Consider the following 23,937-nt stretch of genomic DNA (forward strand, 5'->3'; position numbering starts at 1 on the left):
CAATTGCGGCACTGATGTGGAGGACGGAAAATGCCAAGCTGGCAAGCTTCTGTATTAAATACTATTTTATCCTATGTGGCACGGCCATCGATCAGCCGAGGTAAAGCCAAACTTCCCCTAAGCCAAGTACGGCAACGTTTATTAGAGCTGGATAAGCGCTGGTTGCCATGGCCTGAAAAGCTTGTTACTGCCTCAATTCCTTTACAACATTCCACACTACTGCATTATGTGCTGCTCGATGACACGCCGCGTTTGGGCAATCTATTTTACATTCGTGGCGGCGGATTCTGTTTTAAAACTCCCCATGCCCACGCAAGATTGGTGGCCGATATCAGCGAACGTTGTCGCCTCGATACGTTTATCCCGGATTATCGTTTAGCGCCGGAACATCCGTATCCTGCACCCTGTGACGATGTACTCGAGGCATACCTGCACTTAATTGAGTTGAAAGGGAGCGATAACCTAGTGCTGATGGGCGATTCTGCCGGCGGTAATTTAGCCTTAAGTCTGTTGCTCGAACTTAAAAAGCGGCATCTGCCCATGCCTAAAGCCTGTGTGTTGTTGTCACCCGCGCTGGATTTAGCGATTACCGGCGATACCGAGCTGATTTTAGGCGCGGATGACCCGTTCTTTACCATTGAGTCGCTATTGCGGCTGCGCGGGGCGTATCTTGCTGGGGCGAATCCTATGTCAGAACGGGTTTCACCTTTACAGGGGAACTTGGCAGACCTGCCACCACTCTTAGTGATTGCCGGTACGCGTGAGCTGCTTTTACAGGACTCAGAACGACTGGTTATGCAAGTTAAGGCTAGTGGTGGCGCGGTAGAATCGCGTTTTTATCACAACATGCCCCATGTTTTTCCCCTGTTCCATCTGTTGCCCGAAGCGCTTGAGGCGAGGGAACAAATTGCGGATTTTGTGCTTTCACAGCTGATTCGTTAAAATTGTGTAGTTATTCATATTCGGTGAATAGCTAGCAAAAATAGAGGTAAATAACTTTTTTTCTGACTAAATATGCTAAATGCCTCTGGCGTAAACGCTTGTATAGTTCTTAAACTGCAATCTTTATGCACTTTGGCCTTAAGCATGGTGAATGTTGTTTGTGAAAAACTGGTATTTTGATCACAATTTCGCTAATAATGGCTATTAATAGACACAAGCATACCCTGTATCACTAACTCAAGATAAAGATACGTTGGGGACTCAGACGGCTCCCGATGCCGTTACATTTAAACAAAGGATGAAGAAGAATGAGCGTTGATATGAAGTTGAATCGTGCCCAGTTTGATGCGGTTATGGTGCCTAACTATGCGCCTGCTGCCGTGATCCCAGTACGTGGCGAAGGCAGCCGTGTATGGGATCAAGAGGGTAACGAATTTATCGATTTTGCTGGCGGTATCGCGGTAAATTGCTTAGGTCACTGTCATCCTGCCTTAGTGAATGCCTTAAAAACCCAAGGTGAAAAATTATGGCACCTGTCTAACGTAATGACCAACGAGCCTGCACTCGAGCTGGCCACTAAGTTAGTTAATAGCACATTTGCTGAGCGTGTCTATTTTGCCAACTCTGGCGCCGAAGCCAACGAAGCGGCACTGAAATTAGCCCGTCGTTATGCTTTAGAAAAATACGGCGTAGAGAAAGATGAAATCATCGCCTTCGATAAAGCCTTCCACGGCCGTACTTTCTTCACCGTGAGCGTTGGTGGTCAAGCGGCCTATTCCGATGGTTTTGGTCCAAAACCGCAAAGCATTACCCACTTACCTTATAACGATGTTGCGGCATTAGAAGCGGCCGTATCGGATAAAACCTGCGCCATCATGCTAGAGCCACTGCAAGGCGAGGGCGGTATTATTAATGCTGATCCTGCGTTCCTCAAAGCGGTGCGTGAACTGGCAAATAAACACAATGCACTGGTGATTTTCGACGAAGTACAAACCGGTGTTGGTCGTACAGGCGAACTTTATGCTTACATGGGCACCGACATAGTGCCGGATATTCTGACCACGGCTAAAGCACTTGGCGGTGGTTTCCCTATTGCAGCTATGCTGACTACCGCGGAAATTGCTGAGCACCTAAAAGTGGGGACTCACGGTTCAACCTATGGTGGTAATCCATTAGCTTGTGCTATCGGCAACGCGGTATTAGATGTGGTTAACACGCCAGAAGTGTTGAATGGTGTGAAACATCGCGAGCAATTATTACGCGATGGCTTGAACAAAATTAATGAAAAATATCACGTTTTCTCTGAAGTTCGCGGTAAAGGCTTACTGTTAGGGGCGGTTCTTAATGAACAATATCAAGGTCGTTCACGTGACTTTTTAGTGGCATCTGTTGCTGAAGGCTTAATGAGCCTGATGGCGGGGGCCAACGTAGTTCGTTTTGCACCTTCACTGGTGATCCCTGAGGCAGATATTGCAGAAGGTCTGGCACGTTTTGAACGTGCCGTGGCGAGCATCGCCGCTGCCTAAGGACCAAAGGAGTGCTGAATTTTATTCGCACTCCTTTTTTGTCAGGGAATTCTTGCAGATATCATTCCTGTCTTTTGAAGATAGGCGCATTGGTGCACTGCAAGCTTAAGTGAGGAGACACTAAGATGTTAATCATACGTCCTATTCGGGCTGGCGACTTTGAATCTCTATACCAAATTGCCGAAGAGTCTGGTCATGGTTTTACCTCATTGCCAGTCAATGCCGATTTGCTTCGGCATAAAATTGCCCGTGCTGAAGCCTCTTTTGCCAAAGTTGTCGATAAGCCCTTTGATGAAGGTTACTTAATGGTGCTCGAGGATACCGCGACCCGTGAAGTGGTCGGCACCTGCGCGATTGAAGCCGCAGTCGGTATGGAAGATGCCTTCTACCATTATCGCCTCGGAACTGAGGTGTACCATTCTGAGCAAATTGAAGTTCGCAACGAGGTGGAAACCTTAACCCTTTGTCACGATTACACCGGCGCCGCTGAGCTTTGTACCCTGTTTTTACGGGAGCCTTATCGTAAGGGGAATAATGGCCGCATGTTATCCCGCAGCCGTTTTCTGTTTTTGGCGCAGCATGCCAAACGCTTTGGCGAAACTGTGATTGCTGAAATGCGTGGTGTGAGTGATGCAGATGGTCATTCTCCCTTCTATGGTTGGTTGCAAAAAAACTTTTTAGGCATTGATTTTATTCAAGCTGACTACCTGTCTGGCTTAGGTAAAAAAGCCTTTATGGCGGAGATGATGCCCCGTAATCCTGTGTATGTTTGCCTGCTGCCAGAAGAAGCGCAAAAAGTGATCGGCGAAGTACACACTAATACGCGTCCGGCCCTAAGCTTGCTGCAGGCCGAAGGTTTTAGATGCCGCGGTTATGTGGATATTTTCGATGGTGGCCCAACGGTCGAGTGCCGTTTAACCGATATTCGTGCTGTGCGTGAAAGCCGTCTACTGACGGTCGAAATTGGTGATATGCCAGAATCCGATAAGCAATTTATTATCTCTAACACTCAATTAGCCAATTACAGAGCGACCGCAGCTTATCTCTGCGTTGATGATAAAGCTGAGCAGGTGGTAATTAGCCCAGAACTCGCCGAAGGTTTGTTACTCGCAAAAGGCGATCAAATCCGTATTTTGGCAATGTAGGAATAGCAAATGACACATTTTATTAAAGGCCAGTGGCACGCTGGCAAGGGTCATGATGTGACCTCTAGCAACCCAGCAAATGGCGAAATTATTTGGCGCGGCCAAACGGCGACAGCCGATCAAGTCAACGCTGCCGTCGATGCCGCCCGTGAAGCTCAGTTCGATTGGTTTATGTTAGGTTTTGATGCGCGTCTAAAGATAGTTGAAGCTTATCGTAGCCAACTCGAAGCGAACAAAGCCGAATTAGCCGAAACGATCGCTCAGGAAACCGGTAAACCCCAGTGGGAAACGGCGACAGAAGTTGCTGCCATGATTGGTAAGATTGGCCTGTCGGCAACGGCTTATAACAAGCGCACCGGCACTGAAGCCAATGACACGCCAGCAGGGCGCGCCGTGCTACGCCATAAGCCTCACGGTGTTGTTGCTGTGTTTGGGCCCTATAACTTCCCTGGGCATTTACCCAATGGTCATATAGTGCCAGCATTGCTTGCGGGCAATACCGTGGTGTTTAAGCCCTCTGAATTGACGCCTAAAGTGGCCGAGTTAATGGTCTCTCTCTGGGAAAAAGCGGGTCTGCCCGCGGGTGTAATCAACTTAGTCCAAGGTGAAGTCGATACGGGTAAAGCGCTGGCGTCACACCCACAGCTCGACGGGCTGTTCTTTACTGGCAGTTCTCGCACCGGTCACCTGTTACACCAGCAATATGCGGGTCATCCAGGTAAGATCCTCGCCTTAGAAATGGGCGGTAATAACCCGCTGATTATTAAAGGCGTGGCCGATATCAAAGCCGCTGTGCACGATATTCTGCAATCGGCTTATATTTCGTCTGGCCAACGTTGCACCTGCGCCCGCAGGCTCTATGTTGAGCAAGGCGAGCAGGGCGATGCCTTAGTAGCCAAGCTGGTTGAAGCGGTGAAGCAGATTAAAGTCGGTCCTTGGAACGCGCAGCCACAGCCATTTATGGGCTCAATGATTTCCGAAGGCGCAGCGAAAGGTATGGTCGCGGCGCAGGCTAACTTGCAGAACTTAGGCGGTGTGTCACTGGTTGAACTGACGCACCTGCAAGCTGGAACAGGCTTAGTCTCACCCGGGCTTATCGATGTGACTGCGGTAAGCGAGTTACCCGATGAGGAATACTTTGGACCATTGCTGCAATTAGTGCGCTACAGTGATTTTGACCAAGCGATTAAGCTGGCTAACCAAACCCGTTATGGCTTATCCGCAGGCATCTTGGCCGATAGCCGTGAGGATTATGAGTATTTCCTCGCCCGCATTCGTGCGGGGATTGTGAACTGGAACAAGCAGATCACTGGTGCTTCGGGTGCTGCGCCCTTTGGTGGCGTAGGTGCTTCGGGTAACCACAGGGCGAGTGCATTTTATGCTGCCGACTACTGTGCTTATCCCGTTGCCTCCGTTGAGGCTGATGCGGTGAGCTTACCCGCAAGCTTAAGCCCAGGGTTAAGTTTAGAGTGACATCATTGAGGAAGAACCTAGGTTCTTCCTTTTTCATCACAAGCAGTAACGTTACTTGGGCTGCTACTAAGCGCTGTTGTGCAGCAAGTGGCTAGGGTCGTTACATTGAGTGCGAGCGGCAAAACAATACTCACTATAGTCGCAGCACAATAAAAGGAGTTTTTATGCACACAGATATCAATGCGTTATTTGCCGCCCTCTGGCAAGACTATATTCAAATGACCCCATCTGCGGCCAAGGTGCACGAGCTACTTGGACACGGCAAGCCGATTATCAACGACCATATCGCCCTGCGTACTTTTAATATCGCTAAGGTGAATTTAGCCGTATTAGCAGAGCACTTTACCTCTTTAGGTTATGTGGCCTGCGGTGACTATAAGTTTGAACAGAAAAAACTGGTAGCAAAGCATTTTGAGCACCCAGATGCGACTCAACCTAAGGTGTTTATTTCTGAGCTATTGGTGGAAGAGTTTAGCCCATCACTGCAAAGCACTATCCAAGGCTTGATTGCCCAAGTGGATGAGCAAGCGACGAAAGCGGATAACTTTATCTATTCGGGTCGTCATTGGACGCTGGATGCTAAAACCTACGAGACGCTGCTCGAAGAGAGTGAATATGCGGCTTGGGTCGCAGCCTTTGGCTACCGCGCCAATCATTTTACAGTCTCTATCAACCACCTTGAGGGCTTCGAGACATTAGAATCTGTGAATGAGGCGCTTAAGCAAGCGGGCTTTGTGCTCAATAGCTCAGGTGGCGAAATCAAAGGTTCACCAGAGGTGTTACTGGAGCAATCATCGACTATGGCCGATAAAATCGCTGTGGCATTTAGCGATGCAACGGTTGAGATCCCAAGCTGCTTTTATGAGTTTGCCCTGCGTTATCCAAAGGCGAATGGTGAGCTGTATACGGGATTCGTGGCCGCATCAGCCGATAAGATTTTTGAGAGCACCAACGCGAAAAAAGCCTAATGAATTAGGTTGTTGCTGACTTAATCTCAAACAAAAACGCCATCAATTGATGGCGTTTTTTATGGGTGGCACTTAGAGCAAATAGCTAGGACAACAATAGTTAGCTCAACACATGTTCGCTAAGCACGCTTAGCTAAGCACTCGTTAGCCAAAGACTAGTTCAATACTGAGGCCAGATAAGTGGCTGCTGTGTTTAAACTTAAGTTCAATGCCATATTGCTCGGCAATTTCTTTCACTATCGATAACCCTAGGCCATGACCCATGACGGATTCATCAAGGCGCGTGCCCCTTTGGGTGAGTTTATCGAGTTCGTCGTCAGCAACACCTGGGCCATCATCATCGATGCTAAGGCAGAGTTTGTTTTGCGCCTTCCACAGTTTTACCGTGACTTGGCTACCCGCCCATTTAAAGGCGTTATCGAGCAGATTCCCTAAGAGCTCCATACCATCTTCCCTATGAATAGGCAGGCGTTGGATACTAGGATCGAGCTCAAAGTCGCAGTTGATGTTTTTGCTTCTGTGCACTTTGTTAAGGGTATTGGCGAGGCTGTGAAGATCCCTCGGCACCACTAACTGGGCGGCAGGTAACATATCACCGGTGATCCGCGCCGCCGCAAGCTTACGCTCGACCATTTTATGGATAGCGTCGAGTTGCTGTTGCAACGCCATGGCGGTATCGGGATCTTTTAGCCCCAAGGCTTCTACCTGTTGCTGCATCACTGCCAGTGGGGTTTTGAGCCCATGGCTTAAGTTGCCTAAGTTATTGCGGCTACGTTCTATTTGCTTGGCGGTGTATTCCAATAACTCGTTGTAGGTCTTCGCCAGCGGTTGCACTTCGGGCGGAATGTTATTCAGCTCTAAGGCGTTAATCTCGCCTTCTTGTAGGCGTGACAGTGCATGTTGGATCTGTTTAACGGGTTTAAAGGATTGGCGCAGGATCAGGAATATACCCGCGATCATGGCCACTAACATGGCGAGGTTAACCCCAAGCTTAGTGCCGTAGACTTCACTAAATACCCGCCGACCAATACTCAAATCTTGTGCGACAGTAAGCGTAGCGGTCACATTGGCACTGCTGGAATTTAATCCAAGAGATAACAACTGCATATCATTATTTTTAGGTCCCTTTGCCTGCCAGACACGGGTCTGGTTTGGCGCTAAAGGTTCGATATCGAGCTGCATATCCCACAGGGAGCGGGAGCGGATCACTTCATTGGGCAGGTTTAGCTGGAAATAACGCCCCGAATAGGCGGGGCGGTAGAAGCTCGACAGTTGGCTCTGATCGATGTGGATTTCCCCATTATTGAAATGGGTTGCCAGCATAATGTGTTCTAAATCTTCTTCTAAGCGATTGATAATCGAGTCGTGAAACGCTTGGCGCAGCATGGACTCAAATAATACGAGTCCAACCACTGTGCCTAATACCAATAAGCCCGTTAACCATAAACTGAGCTTAGTGCGAATGGAGATCATGCAGTCAGGCCGTGGAAGATATAACCTTGGCCGCGGCGGGTTTCAATCGCGGTTTTGCCGAGTTTTTTACGCAGGTGAGTCACGTAAACTTCAACCACGTTACTCTCTTTCTCATCGTCAAACTGATAGAGCTTGTCCGTCAGTTGTGCCTTAGATAACAGTTTCTTAGGTGACATGAGGAAGATCTTTAACAGCCTGAATTCCATGGCAGTCAATTCATATAAATGCTCGCCAACGCTGACGGTTTGTTCGGCTTCATCTAAGGTGACGCCGCCATAGCTAAGTTGCTTGCTGGAATTATTTAAACGGCCATGGGCGCGATGAATAAGCGCTTGGATACGCGCTAATAACTCCTGTGCGTGGAAGGGTTTTCCTAAATAATCATCGGCACCGGCATTGAAACCTTCGACCTTTTCATGCCATTGGCTGCGGGCGGTTAACATAATAACAGGAGTGCTAATGCCTTGATTACGCCAGCCTTCGAGTAATTCCAGCCCATTGCCATCGGGGAGACCAATATCTAAGATCACGCAATCGTATTGGGTTTCTTTAACGAGGTAATCGGCTTCAACCGCTTTGTCAGTAATATCGGTAACGTAGCCAGCCTGTTTGAGTTGTTTCTCCAGTTCGGAGACCAACATCGGATTATCTTCAACGAGTAGCAGTTTCATGTTTTCGACATTCGCTCGGTAGTGCGGTGGAGTGTTCAAGTTGACCGTTGGTGGCATCAATACTCAGATTCACTATTTGGCCGCGTTGCACTTTGATTTGCAAATCATAGCGCCATTTATGATCTTCTTGATAGAGATGTGCGTCAATTAGTTCACCTTGGCAGAATTGATTGACCACGGCTAGGGTGCCATTGAGTGATAGAATTTGCCCAGAGTTGACTAAAGCCTTGGCTTGATAATGTTCTAATTCAATCGGTTCGGCGTTAATTATTGTTGGATGCACCAGCGTAAACAGACTGAAAAAACAGATAAATAACAGCCGTTTCATTTATGCTCCCCAATAAAAAATGGCCTAGATTTTATGCTAGGCCACTTTAATGAAACAGGCTTAAATCAAGCTGAAGTCTAACTTAACGGGTGCCATATACCACAATGGTTTTACCGTGTGCTTGAATGAGATTTTGTTCTTCAAGCATCTTTAAGATACGACCCACAGTTTCGCGGGAACAACCAACGATCTGACCAATTTCTTGGCGAGTGATCTTAATTTGCATGCCGTCTGGGTGAGTCATGGCATCAGGTTGTTTTGCTAAATGCAACAATGTTTGGGCAATACGGCCTGCCACATCGAGGAATGCTAAATTACCGACTTTCTGGCTAGTGCTCTGTAGGCGGTATGCCATTTGAGCCGAAAGCTTCATCAGAATTTCGGGGTTAACTTGGATTAATTGCTTGAACTTCTTGTAAGAGATTTCAGCAATTTCACATGCTTGTTTTGCACGAACCCAAGCAGTACGTTCAGCTTGTTCTTCGAACAATCCTAACTCACCGATAAAGTCGCCTTGATTAAGATAAGATAGGATCATTTCCTTACCTTCTTCATCTTTAATCAATACCGCAACAGAACCTTTTACGATGTAATAAAGGGTATCTGAGTCTTCACCAGCATGGATCAAGGTGCTTTTAGCGGGATACTTATGAATGTGACAGTGTGATAAAAACCATTCCAAAGTTGGGTCCGGTTTTGGCTTACCAATCAGAGCCATGTCGATGTTCCTCGATTGATTAAAACGAAAGTAAGAATATTCTAAATAAGCATTTTACGTCAATTACACCCATAAAAACTTGATGGACATCTTAGTTTAGAATGAGTGAATAAATGCAATTAACCAACTAAAATTAGAGCTTATTTTGCTACTTTAGTGATATTAGTCAACTAAATCGGTGTCAAACTCACTGGATTCACTTAACTCTGTAGAGTTAATCACATCTTATAAAGGCTTTTAAGGGTTTTTTGTGAGTAAAATAATCGTAAACCTTAGTGGCCTGACATGGTGAGTCGAGCAATTTAAAAATCAGCGGTGATTTTTCCCTTTATTTAAGGTCAATTGAACCTATTTAGACTCGACTTATAGGGTTAATTCTGGCTAACTTGGGGACGCGGTTGTTTTTCGAAGAGGTTACCACGTGAAATACAGACAATGGGTTTTCGGTGCAGGATTGACTTTATCCGTTGGATTAAGTTCTGCTGCATACGCATTTTCTATCCCGCAGCCCGCAAATGAAATTGCGGCGAGTAAATTTGTGCATATTCAAGTTCAGGCGGAACAAGGTGATGCCGATGCGCAATTTTTACTGGGACTGATGTTTCTCTCTGGACGTTATGTGCAGCAAGAAGTGCCATCAGGACTGCACTGGATAACTCTCGCCGCCGAGCAACAACACGAAAAGGCGCAGCAAACTTTGGCGGATCTCTCTTTTGAAGGCCAATTGATTAAACGAGACTTAGCTGTGGCCGAGCGTTGGTATAAGGATATGGGCGAGCGAGGTAACCGTTGGGCACAGTTCCGTTTAGGCTTTATTTACGCTTCGGGTGGTGATGGCGTTAAGCGCAATTGCGGTAAAGCTGTAGAGCAATTTACCCGCGTTGGGGATGATATTGCCCTTGGCAATGTGGCGTGGATTTTAGCGACTTGCCCCGAAGCCGAATATCGCGACGGTAATAAAGCGCTCGAGTTATCTCTTAAGCTGCTTAAAGTGAACGAGAACGACCCCACCAACCTCGATAACTTAGCGGCTGCCTATGCCGAAGTCGGTGATTTTGGTGCCGCGGTATCGACCCAACAAAAAGCGATAGCCGCTTTAAAGATGACGGCTGAAGCTACTAAGACCGACGAATTTAAGCAGCGTTTACATAGCTATGAGCAGAAACGCGCCTACCGTGAGACACTGCGTTTGCTCGATTAAACCCGTTAGTGTTTTATTATCTTTATCAGCCCGGGCTATGCTCGGGCTGATTGTTTCTGGCGTTTTATTTATTGGGCGGATTCAGGCTGTTCGAGCGGCCAAGAATGTAAGATGTGATATTCCACCCCACGATTACCGCTTGACGAAAGGTACAAATGAAGCTGCTCGGGAGCGAGCGTGAATGCAGTTATCGGTGTATTCGCTAGATCCTTGAGGGGAAGCTCGTTATCAAAGGTGCTCAATGACTTGGCTTTTCTAAACAAGCTGACATGCGGTCGAAATGGATGTTCGCTCTGATGCAATTGCAACTGCTGCGCTAAATCTTGCGCCTGCGATGCCAATAACGCCAACGCAGGGCTAACCCTATCTCCCTTTAAACAACATACCTGTGCCTTGGGCCAAACGGCGAGCTTATCCAGTTGTACAGTAAATCGTGGCCGATGCAGTTTATCAACGGCTTCGAGCAGTTGCGTCTTTTGAGACTGATGGGCTAAGCCTAAAAAAGCGAGGGTGAGATGAAAATTCGCTTTGCTTACGGGTTTTGCATGGGGCGTTAACTGTTGTGCTAAGCATTGCTGCAATTGCAGCAGTGGCATGCGTTGAGTCTCATTAAGGGCGAATCCAAGAAATAGTCGTTGTAACACTCTTTATCTCCGCTACCTGCTCAAATGCCAAACATAAGCTATGCTTTTGTTTGGTAATACAGAAAGGCCCGTGGTCATTATTCATCATCGGCTTTCGATGACTTGAATTTGTTTCTGGGAAGTGTAGCAATAATACCTTAAATGGAATTATAGGTAAGGAAATCCCTTTTCATGTCAGATGGTTTAGCAAATTCACTCCAACAGGCATTAGTGACGATTTTTAGCGAAACGCCGCTAGAAACCCTAGAGCAAAATGTTGATAGAGCATTAGAGGCGATTACACTTCAGTTGCACTGTGATGGGGTGTTTGTGCTAACGGGGAGTTTATCCCTCGACCATTTACGCACCCGTAATTTGTATTTAAAACCGCAATTTAGCCAGGGCCAGCAGACTCGCGTTTGGCCGCTCGCGCGTATGCCTTTTTTTCGCTCCCTTGTGAGAAACCCCAAGCTGCTGAATCTACCCGATGTGAATACATTACCACCAGAAGCTCAGGCGGAGCGGGCATTGTTACGGGATTGGGATGTCAAAAGTCTACTGGTGTTACCCCCCGTCGTATTTGGCGAAACCCGTATTGCCCTTGGGGCGGTAAATTGCTCCGAATGCTGTGAGTGGACCGAGGAATTTATTCAGGAGTTTCAACATGCGGCGGTGATGATTGGTTCGGCGATGGAGCTGACCCGTATCGCCCATGATATGTTAGCGAGTGAAAACAAATATCGCGAAGTCTTTAACCAATTACCCTTGGCTTGTGCTTTGCTCGATAAACAAAATCAACTGACGATGCTGAACAAAGTGGCGCTGCAAACCTTGCCAGTGCAGCATGGATACGATTTATTCAGCATGGTGCGAGATGAAGAGCACGCGATGCTCTCCGATACGTTGCATATGGTGCGTGAAGGCGTATTAGGACAAGCTTGGTGCGAATTGCCGCTTAAATCGCTGCATCAATTAGAGTGGTTAAGGCTCAGTTTTAGTCAGATCCACGGTGATAAGGACACCCTGGTTATGATTGCCGAAGATGTGAGTGAAAAGTATCGGCTGGCCGATGAGCTCTCTTTTCATGCTAACTATGATGCTCTTACCGGATTGCCCAATCGGCTGCACTTTGAGGCATTACTCGATAATTTGCTGCATAGCAAAGATGATATGCCAACCTGTGTAGCCTTTATCGATGTCGATCAATTTCAAGTAATCAACAATGTTAGCGGTCATCAAGCGGGGGATAAGTTACTGTGCCAGTTAACATTGCGGCTTAAACAACTGGTGCGCAAGGGCGATATTGTTGCTCGGCTTGGTGGTGATGAGTTCGGTATTTTAATGCATTACTGCAATGTGGATTCGGCGCAGCATATTGCTAAGCGGATTTGTACTCAGTTAGCAACTCACGAATTTATCTGGGAAAACCGCTGCCACAATGTCAGCGTCAGTATGGGGATAGCTAAGTTCGATAGGTCGGCCTCTGATATTTATACCGTGATGAGCCATGCTGATGCGGCCTGTCGACTCGCCAAAGATAAGGGGCGAAATGGCTGGCATTTATACAGTGCTAAAGATCCTAAAATGACCCGTCTTTACACTGAAATGATGGCCTCGGTAGATATTGTTAGTGCCCTCGCGTTAAATCAATTTGAGCTTTATTTTCAAAGTATTGCACCACTAAATTGCGAAGAGCCAGGATTACATTTAGAAGTGCTGCTCCGTATGGTGCAGCCCAATGGCAACATTGTTTCGCCAGCAATTTTCCTACCTGCCGCTGAGCGCTATAACTTGGCCGCCAAAGTAGACTTGTGGGTCATTGATAATCTGCTGAAGTGGGGGAGTAGCCATTTAGCGATTTGGCAGCAATTGGGGCTGGTATCCGTCAACCTTTCGGCGACGTCTTTGGGTGATAGCGAGTTTATGAATTGGCTTGAAATGCGGCTAATGACTGAACCTGAGTTGGTGGATAAACTCTGCATTGAGATCACCGAAACCGCCGCCGTAAGCCAATTAGATCAAGCAACTAAATTGATTGAAGTGCTTAGGCCATTAAATTGCCAGCTCGCGCTGGATGACTTCGGTGCGGGATTTTCAAGTTTTGCTTATCTAAAACGTTTAAATGTGGATTACGTCAAAATCGATGGTCAGTTTGTTATTAACCTGTGTGACGATGATGCGGATCAAGCAATCATCAAAGCCATTTGTCAGCTCGGACAAGATATGGGATTTGATGTGGTAGCCGAGTTTGTTGAATCGACAGAAATTGGTTTAAAATTAAAGAGCTTAGGAGTGGATTATGCTCAAGGTTATGCGATTAATAAACCCGCGCCATTGCTAACATTAACCTCTGGATTGGCCGAGCCTTGGCTGCTGTAACGGCGGTTATCCTTCATGTGAGTTTTTATACTTCTGCAATTCTTAATTTGTAAGTGACTCATTTATCACTATTTACCTTAATGTGAGCCCATGCAACTTAGGCTGCGACAGATTGTCGCGCCAAGCCGAGTTTTGATTGCACTTATATCACCAGTCATAACAATACCCCCACAAAAATCATTAAAAACAATATGTAGGGGAAATTTGTGCCATATCAACCGATCAAATTAGCGCTTATTTTAGCGGGTGTTTTGAGCACTGCTGCGCCTCAACTGGCTTGGTCTGCTGAGGCGACCGACTGTGGTGATGACCAAAAATGTAAAGATTATCTGCTGGTTACCGCTGATGTGATGCGTCAGCCAGTACACTTAGTGAGTGATCCCAAACAAAATCGATTGCCATTACCCGCCTATGATGGCTCAGGGTTTTTACGCACGATTCCGGGATTTAATATCACCCGTAAAGGCGGCTCTGGCGGCGATCCGATGTTTCGTGGGTTGGGTGGTTCGCGCTTAAACATCGTTGACGATGGCCAGCATGTGTATGGTGCCTGTGGTGGACGTATGGATCCGCCAACCAATTATATATATCCCGAAACTTACGATCAGATAACGGTTATTAAAGGCCCGCAGACGGTGAAATATGGCCCTGTCGGCACCGCGGGCACAATTCTGTTTGAGAAAAATCGTCATCGCTTTAATCAAGCGGATCTTGAAGGGCGTGCCAGTGCGACGGGTGGCAGTTTCGATAGACGAGATGCCATGGTGGAGTTGAGTGCAGGGGATAAAAATTACTACCTTGATTTTGATATTAATCAATCGAGTAGTGATCATTATCAGGACGGCAATGGCAATAAGGTCCAATCCAGTTATGACCGCCAAAACGCCAATCTTGCCCTAGGTTGGACACCTACTGAGCGCACCGTTGTGGAGTTAGCTTACGGTGAGTCGAGCGGTGAGGCAGAGTATGCCGACAGATTAAATAAGGCTCGCCAAATTGATAACCGTGATGCGGCGGTGCTCATACAACATGAGTTTGAGTCGACCTGGATGGCCGCAGTCGAGTTACAAGCCTTTAGCAATAAGAACGACCATATTATGGACCGATTTGATGAAGGGGTGAATTCTGGCTCGAATGTGCGTCGGATGACCGACGGTGGTCATCTTTGGTTTGATTTAACCCCGCTCGATGGCCTCGAATTAACATTGGGGCTGGATTATATGTCTAGCGCGCATGATGGCCGCAGCATGGCAACGGGGGATGTTGGTTTAGACGACTTACTCAATAAGCCGTTTAAGGAAGATATGCGCTATAAAAACTATGGCCTGTTTGCCGAATCCCGTTACGGCTTTGATAACCAAGGTTCAGGTAATAGTAGTTTGCACGCTGGACTGAGAGTTGATCGCTGGGATAGTGAATTGTTAATCGCCCAGCAGGGTGAGCGGGAGGATACCCTCTACAGCGGTTATGTGCGTTATGAATATCAACTCGATGCTCATCAATACTATGCTGGATTTGGCTCGGCGCAGCGCGTGCCAGACTATTGGGAGATCATGAAGGCTAGCGCCGATAATCCCGCACAAAAAGCCTTTGATCTTAAGGCAGAAACGACCAATCAATTTGATATAGGCTGGATTTACCAAGGTCCGGTTGAGGCGTCAGTGTCACTCTTTTACGGTGAGATTAATGACTATATTTTGATTGATTCGACCAGCAATACCACGGTAGCCCGTAATATTGATGCCAGCTTATTCGGTGGCGAAGCAAGCCTAGACTATGCGTTTAATGACCAATGGTCGACTCAACTTACCTTAAGTTATACCCAAGGTGAAAACGATACCGACAAGGTCGCACTTGGGCAAATATCGCCGTTAGAGGCCAGATTAACCGTTAACTATCAATGGCAAGCTTGGACAATGGCAGCGCAGTGGCGTGTGGTGGCCGCGCAAGACCGTTACACCTTAGGCCATGGCAACATCGTGGGCCAAGATTTAGGCCCAAGTAGCGGCTTTGGTACGCTGGCACTGAATGCATCTTGGTCATACAGCAAGGATTTATCCTTTATCTTTGGTGTCGAAAACCTGTTTGATGCAACCTACGCTGAGCATGTGAGTAAGGCGGGCACGGGTAACGATCTGCCGGGTAGTGAGGCCATGTTTAGGGTCAACGAGCCGGGCCGTAATCTCTGGGCTAAGCTGACCTATCAGTTCTAACTCGGCTTATTTGTACTTTTGGTGCCCCGAGAGCCTTGCTGTCGGGGCGATGCTATTTTTAGCAAGCCAATGCCAAACAAAACAGCCACGTATCAAAGCGAAGGCCGCGGGAGGGACACTGCCTAAGGCCTATGTTAAACTGCCCCATCATTTTTCCCTGTTGATACTGTTGCATTGAACAATCTACCTATTCATTCCTTACTGCCATCTCTGCGTGATGCCTTTGCAACGCATGCCCAAGTGATCCTCGAGGCACCCACAGGCGCGGGTAAATCCACCGCCTTGCCTTTAGCTATCTTGGATTGGGCTGAGGTTTCTGGGCGGATTTTAATGCTTGAACCTCGACGTGTGGCCGCCCGCAGTGTGGCACAATTTATTGCCAGTTGTCGGCTACAGGCGGTAGGTCAAGAGGTCGGTTTTAGGGTGCGCGGTGAGTCAAAAGTCAGTGGTGAGACTCGGCTTGAGATTGTTACCGAAGGGATATTAACCCGAATGATCCAGCAAGATCCTGAATTGACTGGGATCGATATGATCATTTTCGATGAGATCCACGAGCGGCATTTGACCACAGATCTTGGTTTAGCTCTCGCTCTCGAAGTGCAAAGCTCACTGCGGGATGACTTAAAAATCCTCGCCATGTCGGCAACCTTATCTGGCATTGCGCTCAGTGAGTTAATGCCAAACGCAGCCCTGCTCAAGAGTGAAGGGCGCAGTTTTCCGGTTGAAATCATCTACCGTGCTGTCGCGGGACAGCAGCATTGGCTCGATCATTTGAGTCGCACCGTGCTCGATAGTGCTACCTCAATAACGGATAGTGCGGCCTCAATAACGGATAGTGGCCCGCAGGATATACTGGTGTTTTTACCCGGTAAGGCGGAAATCCTCAGGGTGGCGCAGTATTTGGCGGAGCGCCTCGATAGCAACCGTGTGGCAATTTGTCCGCTTTATGGCGAGTTGTCTGCGCAGGAACAGGATAGGGCGATTAAGGCAGACGATAGTGGCAGGCGCAAAATAGTGCTCTCCACCAACGTTGCCGAGTCGAGCCTCACCATTGAAGGCATTGGGCTGGTTATCGATAGTGGCTATAAACGCCAAGCGAGTTTTAACCCTAAAACGGGAGTTACGCGCTTAAGCCTTAAACGTATTAGCCAAGCTTCGGCAACCCAGCGTGCTGGTCGCGCTGGCCGTTTAGCGGCGGGCGTGTGTATTCGATTATGGGGCCAAGAAGAGCATCAACGTCTGCTCAAAGCCGATGAGCCCGAAATCAGCCAAGCCGATTTAGTCTCAATGGCCCATGACTGTGCCTATTGGGGCGCTAAATCCTTCAGCGATTTGCTGTTATTGACCGCGCCGCCGAGCGTGAACGAAGCGCTGGCGTGGCAACTGCTGCAGCGCTTAGGCGTGGTCGATGGGCAAAACAAACTCACTGCGCACGGCAAAGCCGCCTATGAGCTGGGCTGTCATCCGCGCCTCGCGCACATGTTATTAGCGGCTAAATCCCATTCTACAGAACTTGCGGCCTTGGCCTGCCTGCTCGCGGGCATTTTAGAGGCGCGGGGATTGCCACGTAAAGGCGCCGATATTATGAATTATTTGCACTTTGCCACCCAAGGCAGTGCGGGGCAGCAAGCCAAACAATGGCTTAAAAAGCTGGCGCTAGATAAGCAATGTACTCAGGCCGATTTAGTGGCCATCGCCTCCCATGCGCATCATCAGGATGTCGGTTTACTGTTGGCGCAGGCTTATCCCGATCGCATCGCCAAATCCCGTGGCGTTGAGGGTTATCAATTGGCCAATGGCACGGGTGTGGTGCTCAACGCCGAAGATGCCTTAGCGCAAACGCCTTGGCTGGTGGTGGCTGATTTTCAAGAAACTGAAGGTAAAAATGCCGGGCGGGTCTATTTAGCTTGCCCGTTACAACCGAGCCTATTTGATCATGAGTTAGCCGACTTAGTTGATACTCATGAGCAATGCGGTTGGGATGAAACCAAAGGTCGCGCAGTTGCTGAGCGGCAAGCAAAAGTCGGACAGATATTGCTGAAATCCGAGACGATTGCTAACCCCAATCGAGCGCAAATTGTGGCGGCATTAGTGAATTATATCCGCCAGCAAGGGTTACAAATTCTTAATTGGCACGCTAACTTAGAGCAGTTTCAAGCGCGATTGCATTTAGCGAGAAGCTTAGATCCGACTGCTGATTGGCCGGATATGAGCGATGCCGCCCTGTTGGCCGATCTTGAAACTTGGCTGGCGCCTTACCTTGAAAATGTGAATAATCTGCCGCAATTACAAAAACTCGATTGCTTTAGCTTAGTGATGAATCAATTGAGTTGGTCGCAGCAGCAGGCGCTCGATGCACTGTTGCCGACCTCATGGCCTTTAGCCACGGGCACTTTCGCGCCCATAGTTTACGAGACTTCGGGTCGCGCCTTACTGCGGGTTCGCTTGCAGGAAACCTTTGGTATGGCTCACAGCCCGCTACTAGCCCAAGGTAAGCTGAAGGTGACGATGGAGTTGCTGTCTCCGGCGCAGCGCCCTTTGGCACTGACGGCAGATCTCGCCAGTTTTTGGCAAGGGCCCTATGTTGAAGTGAAAAAAGAAATGCGTGGGCGTTACCCTAAACACCTGTGGCCGGACGACCCTGCCAATACGCTACCGACAAAATATACCAAGAAGAAAACCTTAGGTTTATCTCAGTCATAGCCTTTAGACTGCTTTGATTTACAACCTTGTGTTGTGCCTGTGACTGATGCCGTTAACGCATAAATGATGAAGTAGATATGACAACTCATACGACAAAAAAAGCGCCAGCCCAACGTAAAGCGAAGCGAAGCCGTGGCCTATTTGGGCAAATTTGGTCGCTCACCTGGAAGCTCGCCTTAATCGGCCTCGCCGTTGTGACCTTCTACGGTATTTACCTCGACCAAATTATCGCCCGTAAGTTTGAAGGGCAAAAATGGCATTTACCTGCACAAGTTTTTAGCCGTTCCATGGCCTTATACCCAGGAGCAGCGGTGAGTCATCCACAGTTGATGGCCGAGTTAAAACTACTTGGCTATCGCAAAGTGGCGAACCCCCGCGAGGTAGGCGAGTTTTCGGCATCGAGCACCAAAATCGAATTATGGCGTCGACCCTTTTTACATCCCGAAGGCGATCAGCCAGAACAGCGAGTGATGATCACCTTCGATAGCGAAGGCGTCAGCTCTATTGCCCGAATGGAGGATAAGCGCCAGTTAGCGGTATTCCATTTAGAACCCGTTTTACTTGACCGCATGATCACCGGCGATGGCGAAGACAGGCTCTTTGTCTCTACCGAAGATATGCCCAAACATATTGTGCAGGCACTATTGCTGGTGGAAGACCGCAGTTTTTACGAGCACCACGGGGTGAACCCCTTCGCGATTCTGCGTGCTGCTTTTGTAAATATCAGCGCAGGGCGTACCGTGCAGGGCGGTTCGACACTGACCCAGCAGTTGGCGAAAAACTTCTTTCTTTCAAGCGAGCGCTCATTGTTGCGTAAGGTTCGCGAAGCCTTAATGGCGGTAATTATTGATTTTCGTTACAGCAAGGAAGAAATTCTCGAGGCTTATCTCAACGAAGTGTATATGGGGCAAGATAAATCCCGTGCCGTGCATGGTATGGGGCTGGCTTCGCAATTCTATTTTGGTCGTCCCATCGGTGAGTTAACCACGGCGCAGCAAGCCTTTTTAGTGGCGGCGATTAAGGGGCCATCTTACTACAACCCATGGCGCTACCCAGAGCGCAGCTTAGAGCGCCGCGATTTAGTGCTGCGGTTATTGATGGAGTCGGGCGAGCTGACTACCGCGCAATACAAGGTGGCGGTGGAGTCGCCCTTAGGTTTGCGTAATGCCAATAAGCCTGTGCATCAAAAATTACCTGCGTTTTATGCCTTGGTTAAACAAGAGGTTAATGAGCGCTACGGCGATGCGTTATTAAAACAATCTGGGGTGAAGATTTATACCACACTCGATCCAATGGCGCAGGAGGCCGCCGAAATTGCCGTGACTCAAACCTTTAAGAGCTTAGATAAGGGCAATAAGTCGTTGCAGATTGGTATGGTGGTCACCGACAAATACACTGGCGGTATCGCGGCTATGGTGGGTGATAAAACGCCGGGCTTTGACGGTTATAACCGCGCAGTGGAGATCCGCAGACCGATTGGCTCGCTTATCAAGCCATTTGTGTACGCCACCGCTTTGGCACCAAATAGTCAATTTACTTTGGCCACGCCACTTAAAGATCAGCCGATTACCCTAAAGAATGAGCAAGGCAAAACCTGGTCACCGCAGAACTTTGATAAGACCTTTAGCGGCCAAGTTTCGTTGTTAACGGCGCTTAAAAAATCGATGAACGTGCCGACGGTAAACCTTGGGATTGCCGTTGGGGTCGATGCCGTGGCAACCACCTTGGCTAAGTCGGGCTGGTCGGAGCCGCTTAACGAATATCCATCGATGCTACTGGGCGCGGTGAATGGCTCGCCCTTAATGGTGGCGCAGGTTTATCAAACCCTCGCCGATAGCGGCGCTTACCGTAAACTCACCACAGTCACCGCCGTGCTCGATAGTGATAATCAGCCTTTACCCGTAACGCGTTCAGCCAAAGAGCAAGCGATTACGCCAGATACCGACTTTTTGGTGCAATATGCCATGCAGCAAGTGGTGCGCTCGGGTACGGCAACGCGCTTAGGCAATGCCTTCCCCGGTGTGGCGCTGGCGGGTAAAACTGGTACCAGTAACGATAGCCGTGATTCTTGGTTCGCCGGTTTTGATGAGCGTAACGTGGCTGCGATTTGGGTCGGTCGCGACGATAATGGTAAAACCACTCTTTATGGTAGCAGCGGTGCGATGGCGGTATACCAAGCCTTCTTGAAGGAGCGTCCACCCATTGGGCTGCGTTCTATTCCGCCATCGGGTGTGATCCAAGGCTATTTTGACCGAGATACGGGTGAAGCCAAGGAAGCGGGATGCAGTAATACTGAGGCATTACCCGCCCTGAGAGGCACTTATAATCCAGCTAAAAACTGCGGCGAGCCGTTGCAGTGGTGGCAGAAGATTTTGGGTCAGTAATACTTATTTTTCATAGGCAAAGATATAACGGCGGTGCAACTTAATTGCACCGCTGTTTTTGATAAAGAGAGTGCAAGATGTTTAAAACCGCAGCCGCAGTGCATATCCTTGTTAAACACAAAGAGCAGGCGGAAGATATTATTAAGCAATTGAATAACGGTGCTAATTTTGGCGCCTTAGCGAAACGTTATTCCTCATGTCCCTCAGCGAAAAAGGGCGGCGATCTCGGTGAGTTTAAGCGTGGGCAAATGGTGCCACAGTTTGATAAAGTCGCTTTTTCCGGTGAGCTACTGGTGCCACATCTCGTTAAAACCAAGTTTGGCTGGCATGTGGTTAAGGTGCTGTATCGCACTTAATCAGGTTGCGTTGATTGAGTAAATAAGCTGACCTATCGACGCATTAAGCTGCATCTCAACACCAATCTAAACGCTTATTTTCAAAAATAGTTCACAGTGCGCGTTTCCTGTGTTCTCACGAGATAAACGCGCATATGCACGAATAAGGCGCTAGCTTCTGGTATGTATAAATGGATTTAAAACAAACAAATTTGCAGAGCATTCTCGACAGGCTCTATAAGACTGCGTTAACACTACTCCTCCCACAATTAGGGTTACTCACCATCGTTGGTTCAGACACAGATCGATATACTTTTTTGCTGATGTTTATTGTTTTTCTGGCTGTGAATATTCTCATTCCCCTATGGTTACTCCTCTTCAACACTGGGAATTCAAAAGTTGATTCATTTTCAATCACAATAGACGACCAGAACATTCTTGTTTCGACCTATGGTGAAGTCCAGAAGATAGATAAAGCCTCATATTGTGGCTATAAAGTTACCTCGCAGTATCCAAAGCAAATACAGCTATTAGAGGCTAACGGCGAACATATAGAGTTTAGTTACTACGCGTTAAATAAAGAGCAAAGGAAGCGCTTGTTTGATTATTTGGGACCAGCGAAAAGCTAATAATCCGATCTAGTCGCTCCCTTCGAACGCAGGGATAAAATATGGGGCGGCTTGGCGATTATGGCCCATATTCTTACCCCAAAGTGTGGGTGTTATCCATAAAAGTCTAAAGCTAAAGTCAACGACTTAGAGTAAATAGCTAACGCGTTTTTGCCCCAAAATCAGCCAATATCTCTGTCAGGATAACCATCCCCTCAAGACGATGCTGCGTAACCGACAGCAAAAAAGTAGCCTGCTTTCTGGGGTTAAACCTATGAAGGGATAAGGTGTGAGTGTCAGGTTGAATGTGGGCCCCAAATGCTGCCAACCAAGGTCAACAATCAGTCGAAATTGAGCGTGACAGAATAAAAAAGCTAAAGCGATATCAAGTGATTACTCATCAAACTGTATAAAAAACGCTACCGCAAAAAAATAAATTCCTATAGCATCATTTATACCAATTGACATGGATGTGGCAGAGGCCAAGTCCAACAAGCGATTTATGCCCCGCAAACAGCGCAGCGCATAAATACTAAGACGTTAGGCCTTCATGTATAGATTCATCTTAGCCTGTTATGGAGTTCCTAAATCTTCCGGCGCTGAGGCAGCTATTGATATCACCACAGAATTCGTGGAGCACCATCCGTGGCACAGCAATGTCACCTGCACTTGGGACGGAGAGCGGCTCATACTTCAAGCCGACAATGACTTTGACTCTGATGGCCTTGCTCTAATAGATGAGTTTTCAGACAGCATTTCAGCATATATTGCAGAGCTATTTGACGGAGATATCAAAATAGAATCAATAACAAATGTGCCAACGGAGGCCTAACAATGCGCTCAACTGTCGCTCACTTCATTTGCTGGACTCGCAAAAGCTACGCTTTTGCTCACCCGTTAGCTTAATCGTTATGAGTTTTGAGTGATCGACAGAGCAAATCTGGTCACCCATCCTTAATCGTGCTGCTGAGACTATTCATCATTCTGTGTCAGATTAATTTCTACTTTTAATCGCGGTTTACAATGGCTGGTTTACTAAGCAATCGACCACGCAGAGTGTGAGTTTGAGGCAAGGCTAAAGCTAGAGCTAAAGCTAAAGCTAAAGCTGCCTTAGTGTGCTAACCGATTGAAATAATAAAAATCCCTGCTAGGCAGGGATTTTTGCTTTTAGCTTATACCGCAATAGCGCGGCTGATTAACGTAAATCTACTTGAAGGGCCACACCTGTACTTTGGCCTTCACTTTGGAGCGTAATGTAATACCAGCCAGCACTGGGATTATTGACCTTGATTTGCTCCGTAGTGCTGCCAGCGTTTGTTGAGGCGGCTTCATATTGCTGGGCATTGGCCCAGCTGCGACCCGAGTAAAGGCTGACATCTCCAAGCAAAACTTGGACACCCACCCTTAATGGCGCTGTAGCTAACCTCCGACTATGCTTTGGTTAAGCATTGAACAAGGAGGTTTGTATGCCGCGCCCTCGTAGAACTCAGATAAGTCTTGAAGACACATCTTATTACCATTGCTGTAGCCGCGTTGTTCGGCGGGCATTTTTATGTGGTGATGATAGTTACTCGGGTAAAAACTACGACCATCGCCGTGGTTGGGTAGAATCGCTAATGTTTGAACTTGAAGCTGTTTTTGCAATTGATGTAGCTGCTTATGTGGTGATGTCTAATCATCTGCATGTGGTGCTGCGAGTCGATATCGAGGCGGCAAATCGTTGGACTGACCGCGAAGTGCTTGAGCAGTGGCATAAGTTGTTTAAAGGCGATGAATTAACGCAAAAATTCGTTAAAGGTGAGTTAGTCGAAGCCCATCAGGTCAACCGATTAAAGCATTCAATCGCCCTTTATCGTAGTCGATTATGCGACATTAGCTGGTTTATGCGCTGTCTCAATGAACCGATTGCAAGGCAAGCAAATCAAGAAGATAACTGTACAGGTCGTTTCTGGGAGGGGCGGTTTAAATCCCAAGCATTACTCGATGAAGCCGCTGTGCTAGCTTGCATGATTTACGTCGATTTAAATCCCATCAGAGCGCAACTCGCTAATACACCAGAACAATCCGACCATACCAGTATTCAGCTACGTATTCGGGCGGCATTAAAAGGTGAGCAGCCTAGTAATCTATTACCGTTTATTGGTAACGAGTGTGACAACCAACCCAATGGCATTGCGTTTTCCTTAACCGATTACCTTCAATTGGTGGAAGATACAGGCCGAATCATTCGCAATGATAAACGTGGAA

Annotated in this window: 19 protein-coding genes and 1 pseudogene; 14 read left to right on the forward strand and 6 right to left on the reverse strand. The window is 47.8% G+C overall.

Annotated features, from left to right (window positions below):
• Positions 1 to 30: 30 nt before the first annotated feature.
• The 5 genes from AEA42_RS18510 (at position 31) to AEA42_RS18530 (ending at position 6,054) form a co-directional block, all read left to right on the forward strand.
• The gene (locus AEA42_RS18510; RefSeq protein WP_037427002.1) at positions 31 to 942 is read left to right on the forward strand and encodes an alpha/beta hydrolase; all 912 of its coding nucleotides are present in this window, start codon (positions 31 to 33) and stop codon (positions 940 to 942) included.
• 308 nt (positions 943 to 1,250) lie between these two features.
• Positions 1,251 to 2,468: an aspartate aminotransferase family protein gene (locus tag AEA42_RS18515; RefSeq protein WP_037414164.1), complete on the forward strand. Its 1,218-nt coding sequence runs from the start codon at positions 1,251 to 1,253 to the stop codon at positions 2,466 to 2,468.
• 125 nt (positions 2,469 to 2,593) lie between these two features.
• Positions 2,594 to 3,613 carry an arginine N-succinyltransferase gene (gene astA, locus AEA42_RS18520; protein ID WP_037414161.1) on the forward strand — a complete coding sequence of 340 codons (1,020 nt, stop codon included), beginning with the start codon at positions 2,594 to 2,596 and terminating at the stop codon, positions 3,611 to 3,613.
• Between the two features lie 9 nt (positions 3,614 to 3,622).
• The gene (astD, locus tag AEA42_RS18525; protein WP_037427004.1) at positions 3,623 to 5,086 is read left to right on the forward strand and encodes a succinylglutamate-semialdehyde dehydrogenase; all 1,464 of its coding nucleotides are present in this window, start codon (positions 3,623 to 3,625) and stop codon (positions 5,084 to 5,086) included.
• A 164-nt stretch (positions 5,087 to 5,250) separates the two neighbouring features.
• A complete protein-coding gene (locus tag AEA42_RS18530; protein ID WP_037427007.1) occupies positions 5,251 to 6,054 on the forward strand; it encodes a DUF1338 domain-containing protein in 804 nt (267 codons plus the stop codon).
• A 144-nt stretch (positions 6,055 to 6,198) separates the two neighbouring features.
• On the opposite strand, the gene AEA42_RS18535 is transcribed toward AEA42_RS18530, so the two are convergent.
• The 4 genes from AEA42_RS18535 to crp all read right to left on the reverse strand — a co-directional run bounded on the left by AEA42_RS18535 (position 6,199) and on the right by crp (position 9,244).
• Positions 6,199 to 7,527: an ATP-binding protein gene (locus AEA42_RS18535; RefSeq protein WP_037427010.1), complete on the reverse strand. Its 1,329-nt coding sequence runs from the start codon at positions 7,525 to 7,527 to the stop codon at positions 6,199 to 6,201.
• Entirely contained in the window at positions 7,524 to 8,198 is a 675-nt protein-coding gene (locus AEA42_RS18540; RefSeq protein WP_055648509.1) for a response regulator transcription factor, read from the reverse strand. The genes AEA42_RS18535 and AEA42_RS18540 overlap by 4 nt, the downstream gene beginning before the upstream one ends.
• Positions 8,179 to 8,526: a hypothetical protein gene (locus AEA42_RS18545; protein WP_037414150.1), complete on the reverse strand. Its 348-nt coding sequence runs from the start codon at positions 8,524 to 8,526 to the stop codon at positions 8,179 to 8,181. The genes AEA42_RS18540 and AEA42_RS18545 overlap by 20 nt, the downstream gene beginning before the upstream one ends.
• 82 nt (positions 8,527 to 8,608) lie before the next feature.
• Entirely contained in the window at positions 8,609 to 9,244 is a 636-nt protein-coding gene (gene crp / locus AEA42_RS18550) for a cAMP-activated global transcriptional regulator CRP (protein WP_011070954.1), read from the reverse strand.
• A gap of 421 nt (positions 9,245 to 9,665) precedes the next feature.
• On the opposite strand from crp, the gene AEA42_RS18555 reads away from it, so the two are divergent.
• Complete coding sequence (locus tag AEA42_RS18555; protein ID WP_055648510.1) at positions 9,666 to 10,445, forward strand: tetratricopeptide repeat protein; 780 nt, start codon at positions 9,666 to 9,668, stop codon at positions 10,443 to 10,445.
• Between the two features lie 68 nt (positions 10,446 to 10,513).
• On the opposite strand, the gene thpR is transcribed toward AEA42_RS18555, so the two are convergent.
• Positions 10,514 to 11,089, reverse strand: a complete 576-nt coding sequence (gene thpR, locus AEA42_RS18560) for an RNA 2',3'-cyclic phosphodiesterase (protein WP_055648511.1) — start codon at positions 11,087 to 11,089, stop codon at positions 10,514 to 10,516.
• A gap of 171 nt (positions 11,090 to 11,260) precedes the next feature.
• On the opposite strand from thpR, the gene AEA42_RS18565 reads away from it, so the two are divergent.
• The 7 genes from AEA42_RS18565 (at position 11,261) to AEA42_RS18595 (ending at position 22,522) form a co-directional block, all read left to right on the forward strand.
• Complete coding sequence (locus tag AEA42_RS18565; protein ID WP_055648512.1) at positions 11,261 to 13,447, forward strand: EAL domain-containing protein; 2,187 nt, start codon at positions 11,261 to 11,263, stop codon at positions 13,445 to 13,447.
• 206 nt (positions 13,448 to 13,653) lie between these two features.
• Complete coding sequence (locus AEA42_RS18570; protein ID WP_055648513.1) at positions 13,654 to 15,660, forward strand: TonB-dependent copper receptor; 2,007 nt, start codon at positions 13,654 to 13,656, stop codon at positions 15,658 to 15,660.
• Between the two features lie 174 nt (positions 15,661 to 15,834).
• Positions 15,835 to 18,363: an ATP-dependent helicase HrpB gene (gene hrpB, locus AEA42_RS18575; RefSeq protein WP_055648514.1), complete on the forward strand. Its 2,529-nt coding sequence runs from the start codon at positions 15,835 to 15,837 to the stop codon at positions 18,361 to 18,363.
• A gap of 77 nt (positions 18,364 to 18,440) precedes the next feature.
• Complete coding sequence (gene mrcB, locus AEA42_RS18580) at positions 18,441 to 20,747, forward strand: penicillin-binding protein 1B (RefSeq protein WP_080612339.1); 2,307 nt, start codon at positions 18,441 to 18,443, stop codon at positions 20,745 to 20,747.
• Between the two features lie 77 nt (positions 20,748 to 20,824).
• Positions 20,825 to 21,103, forward strand: a complete 279-nt coding sequence (locus tag AEA42_RS18585) for a peptidylprolyl isomerase (RefSeq protein WP_011070961.1) — start codon at positions 20,825 to 20,827, stop codon at positions 21,101 to 21,103.
• 170 nt (positions 21,104 to 21,273) lie between these two features.
• Positions 21,274 to 21,711, forward strand: a complete 438-nt coding sequence (locus tag AEA42_RS18590; protein WP_037414133.1) for a hypothetical protein — start codon at positions 21,274 to 21,276, stop codon at positions 21,709 to 21,711.
• A gap of 529 nt (positions 21,712 to 22,240) precedes the next feature.
• On the forward strand, positions 22,241 to 22,522 hold the full coding sequence (locus AEA42_RS18595; RefSeq protein ID WP_037427031.1) for a hypothetical protein: 282 nt from the start codon (positions 22,241 to 22,243) through the stop codon (positions 22,520 to 22,522).
• A 363-nt stretch (positions 22,523 to 22,885) separates the two neighbouring features.
• Here AEA42_RS18595 and AEA42_RS18600 read toward each other — a convergent pair.
• Positions 22,886 to 23,071, reverse strand: a pseudogene (locus AEA42_RS18600) (PPC domain-containing protein); the annotation flags it as partial.
• A gap of 85 nt (positions 23,072 to 23,156) precedes the next feature.
• On the opposite strand from AEA42_RS18600, the gene AEA42_RS18605 reads away from it, so the two are divergent.
• Positions 23,157 to 23,937 (forward strand): hypothetical protein (locus AEA42_RS18605; RefSeq protein ID WP_055648515.1); only part of this gene is annotated, 781 nt, incomplete at its 3' end.

Origin of the sequence: Shewanella sp. Sh95 (assembly GCF_001308045.1) — a bacterium.
Taxonomy (GTDB): domain Bacteria; phylum Pseudomonadota; class Gammaproteobacteria; order Enterobacterales; family Shewanellaceae; genus Shewanella; species Shewanella xiamenensis.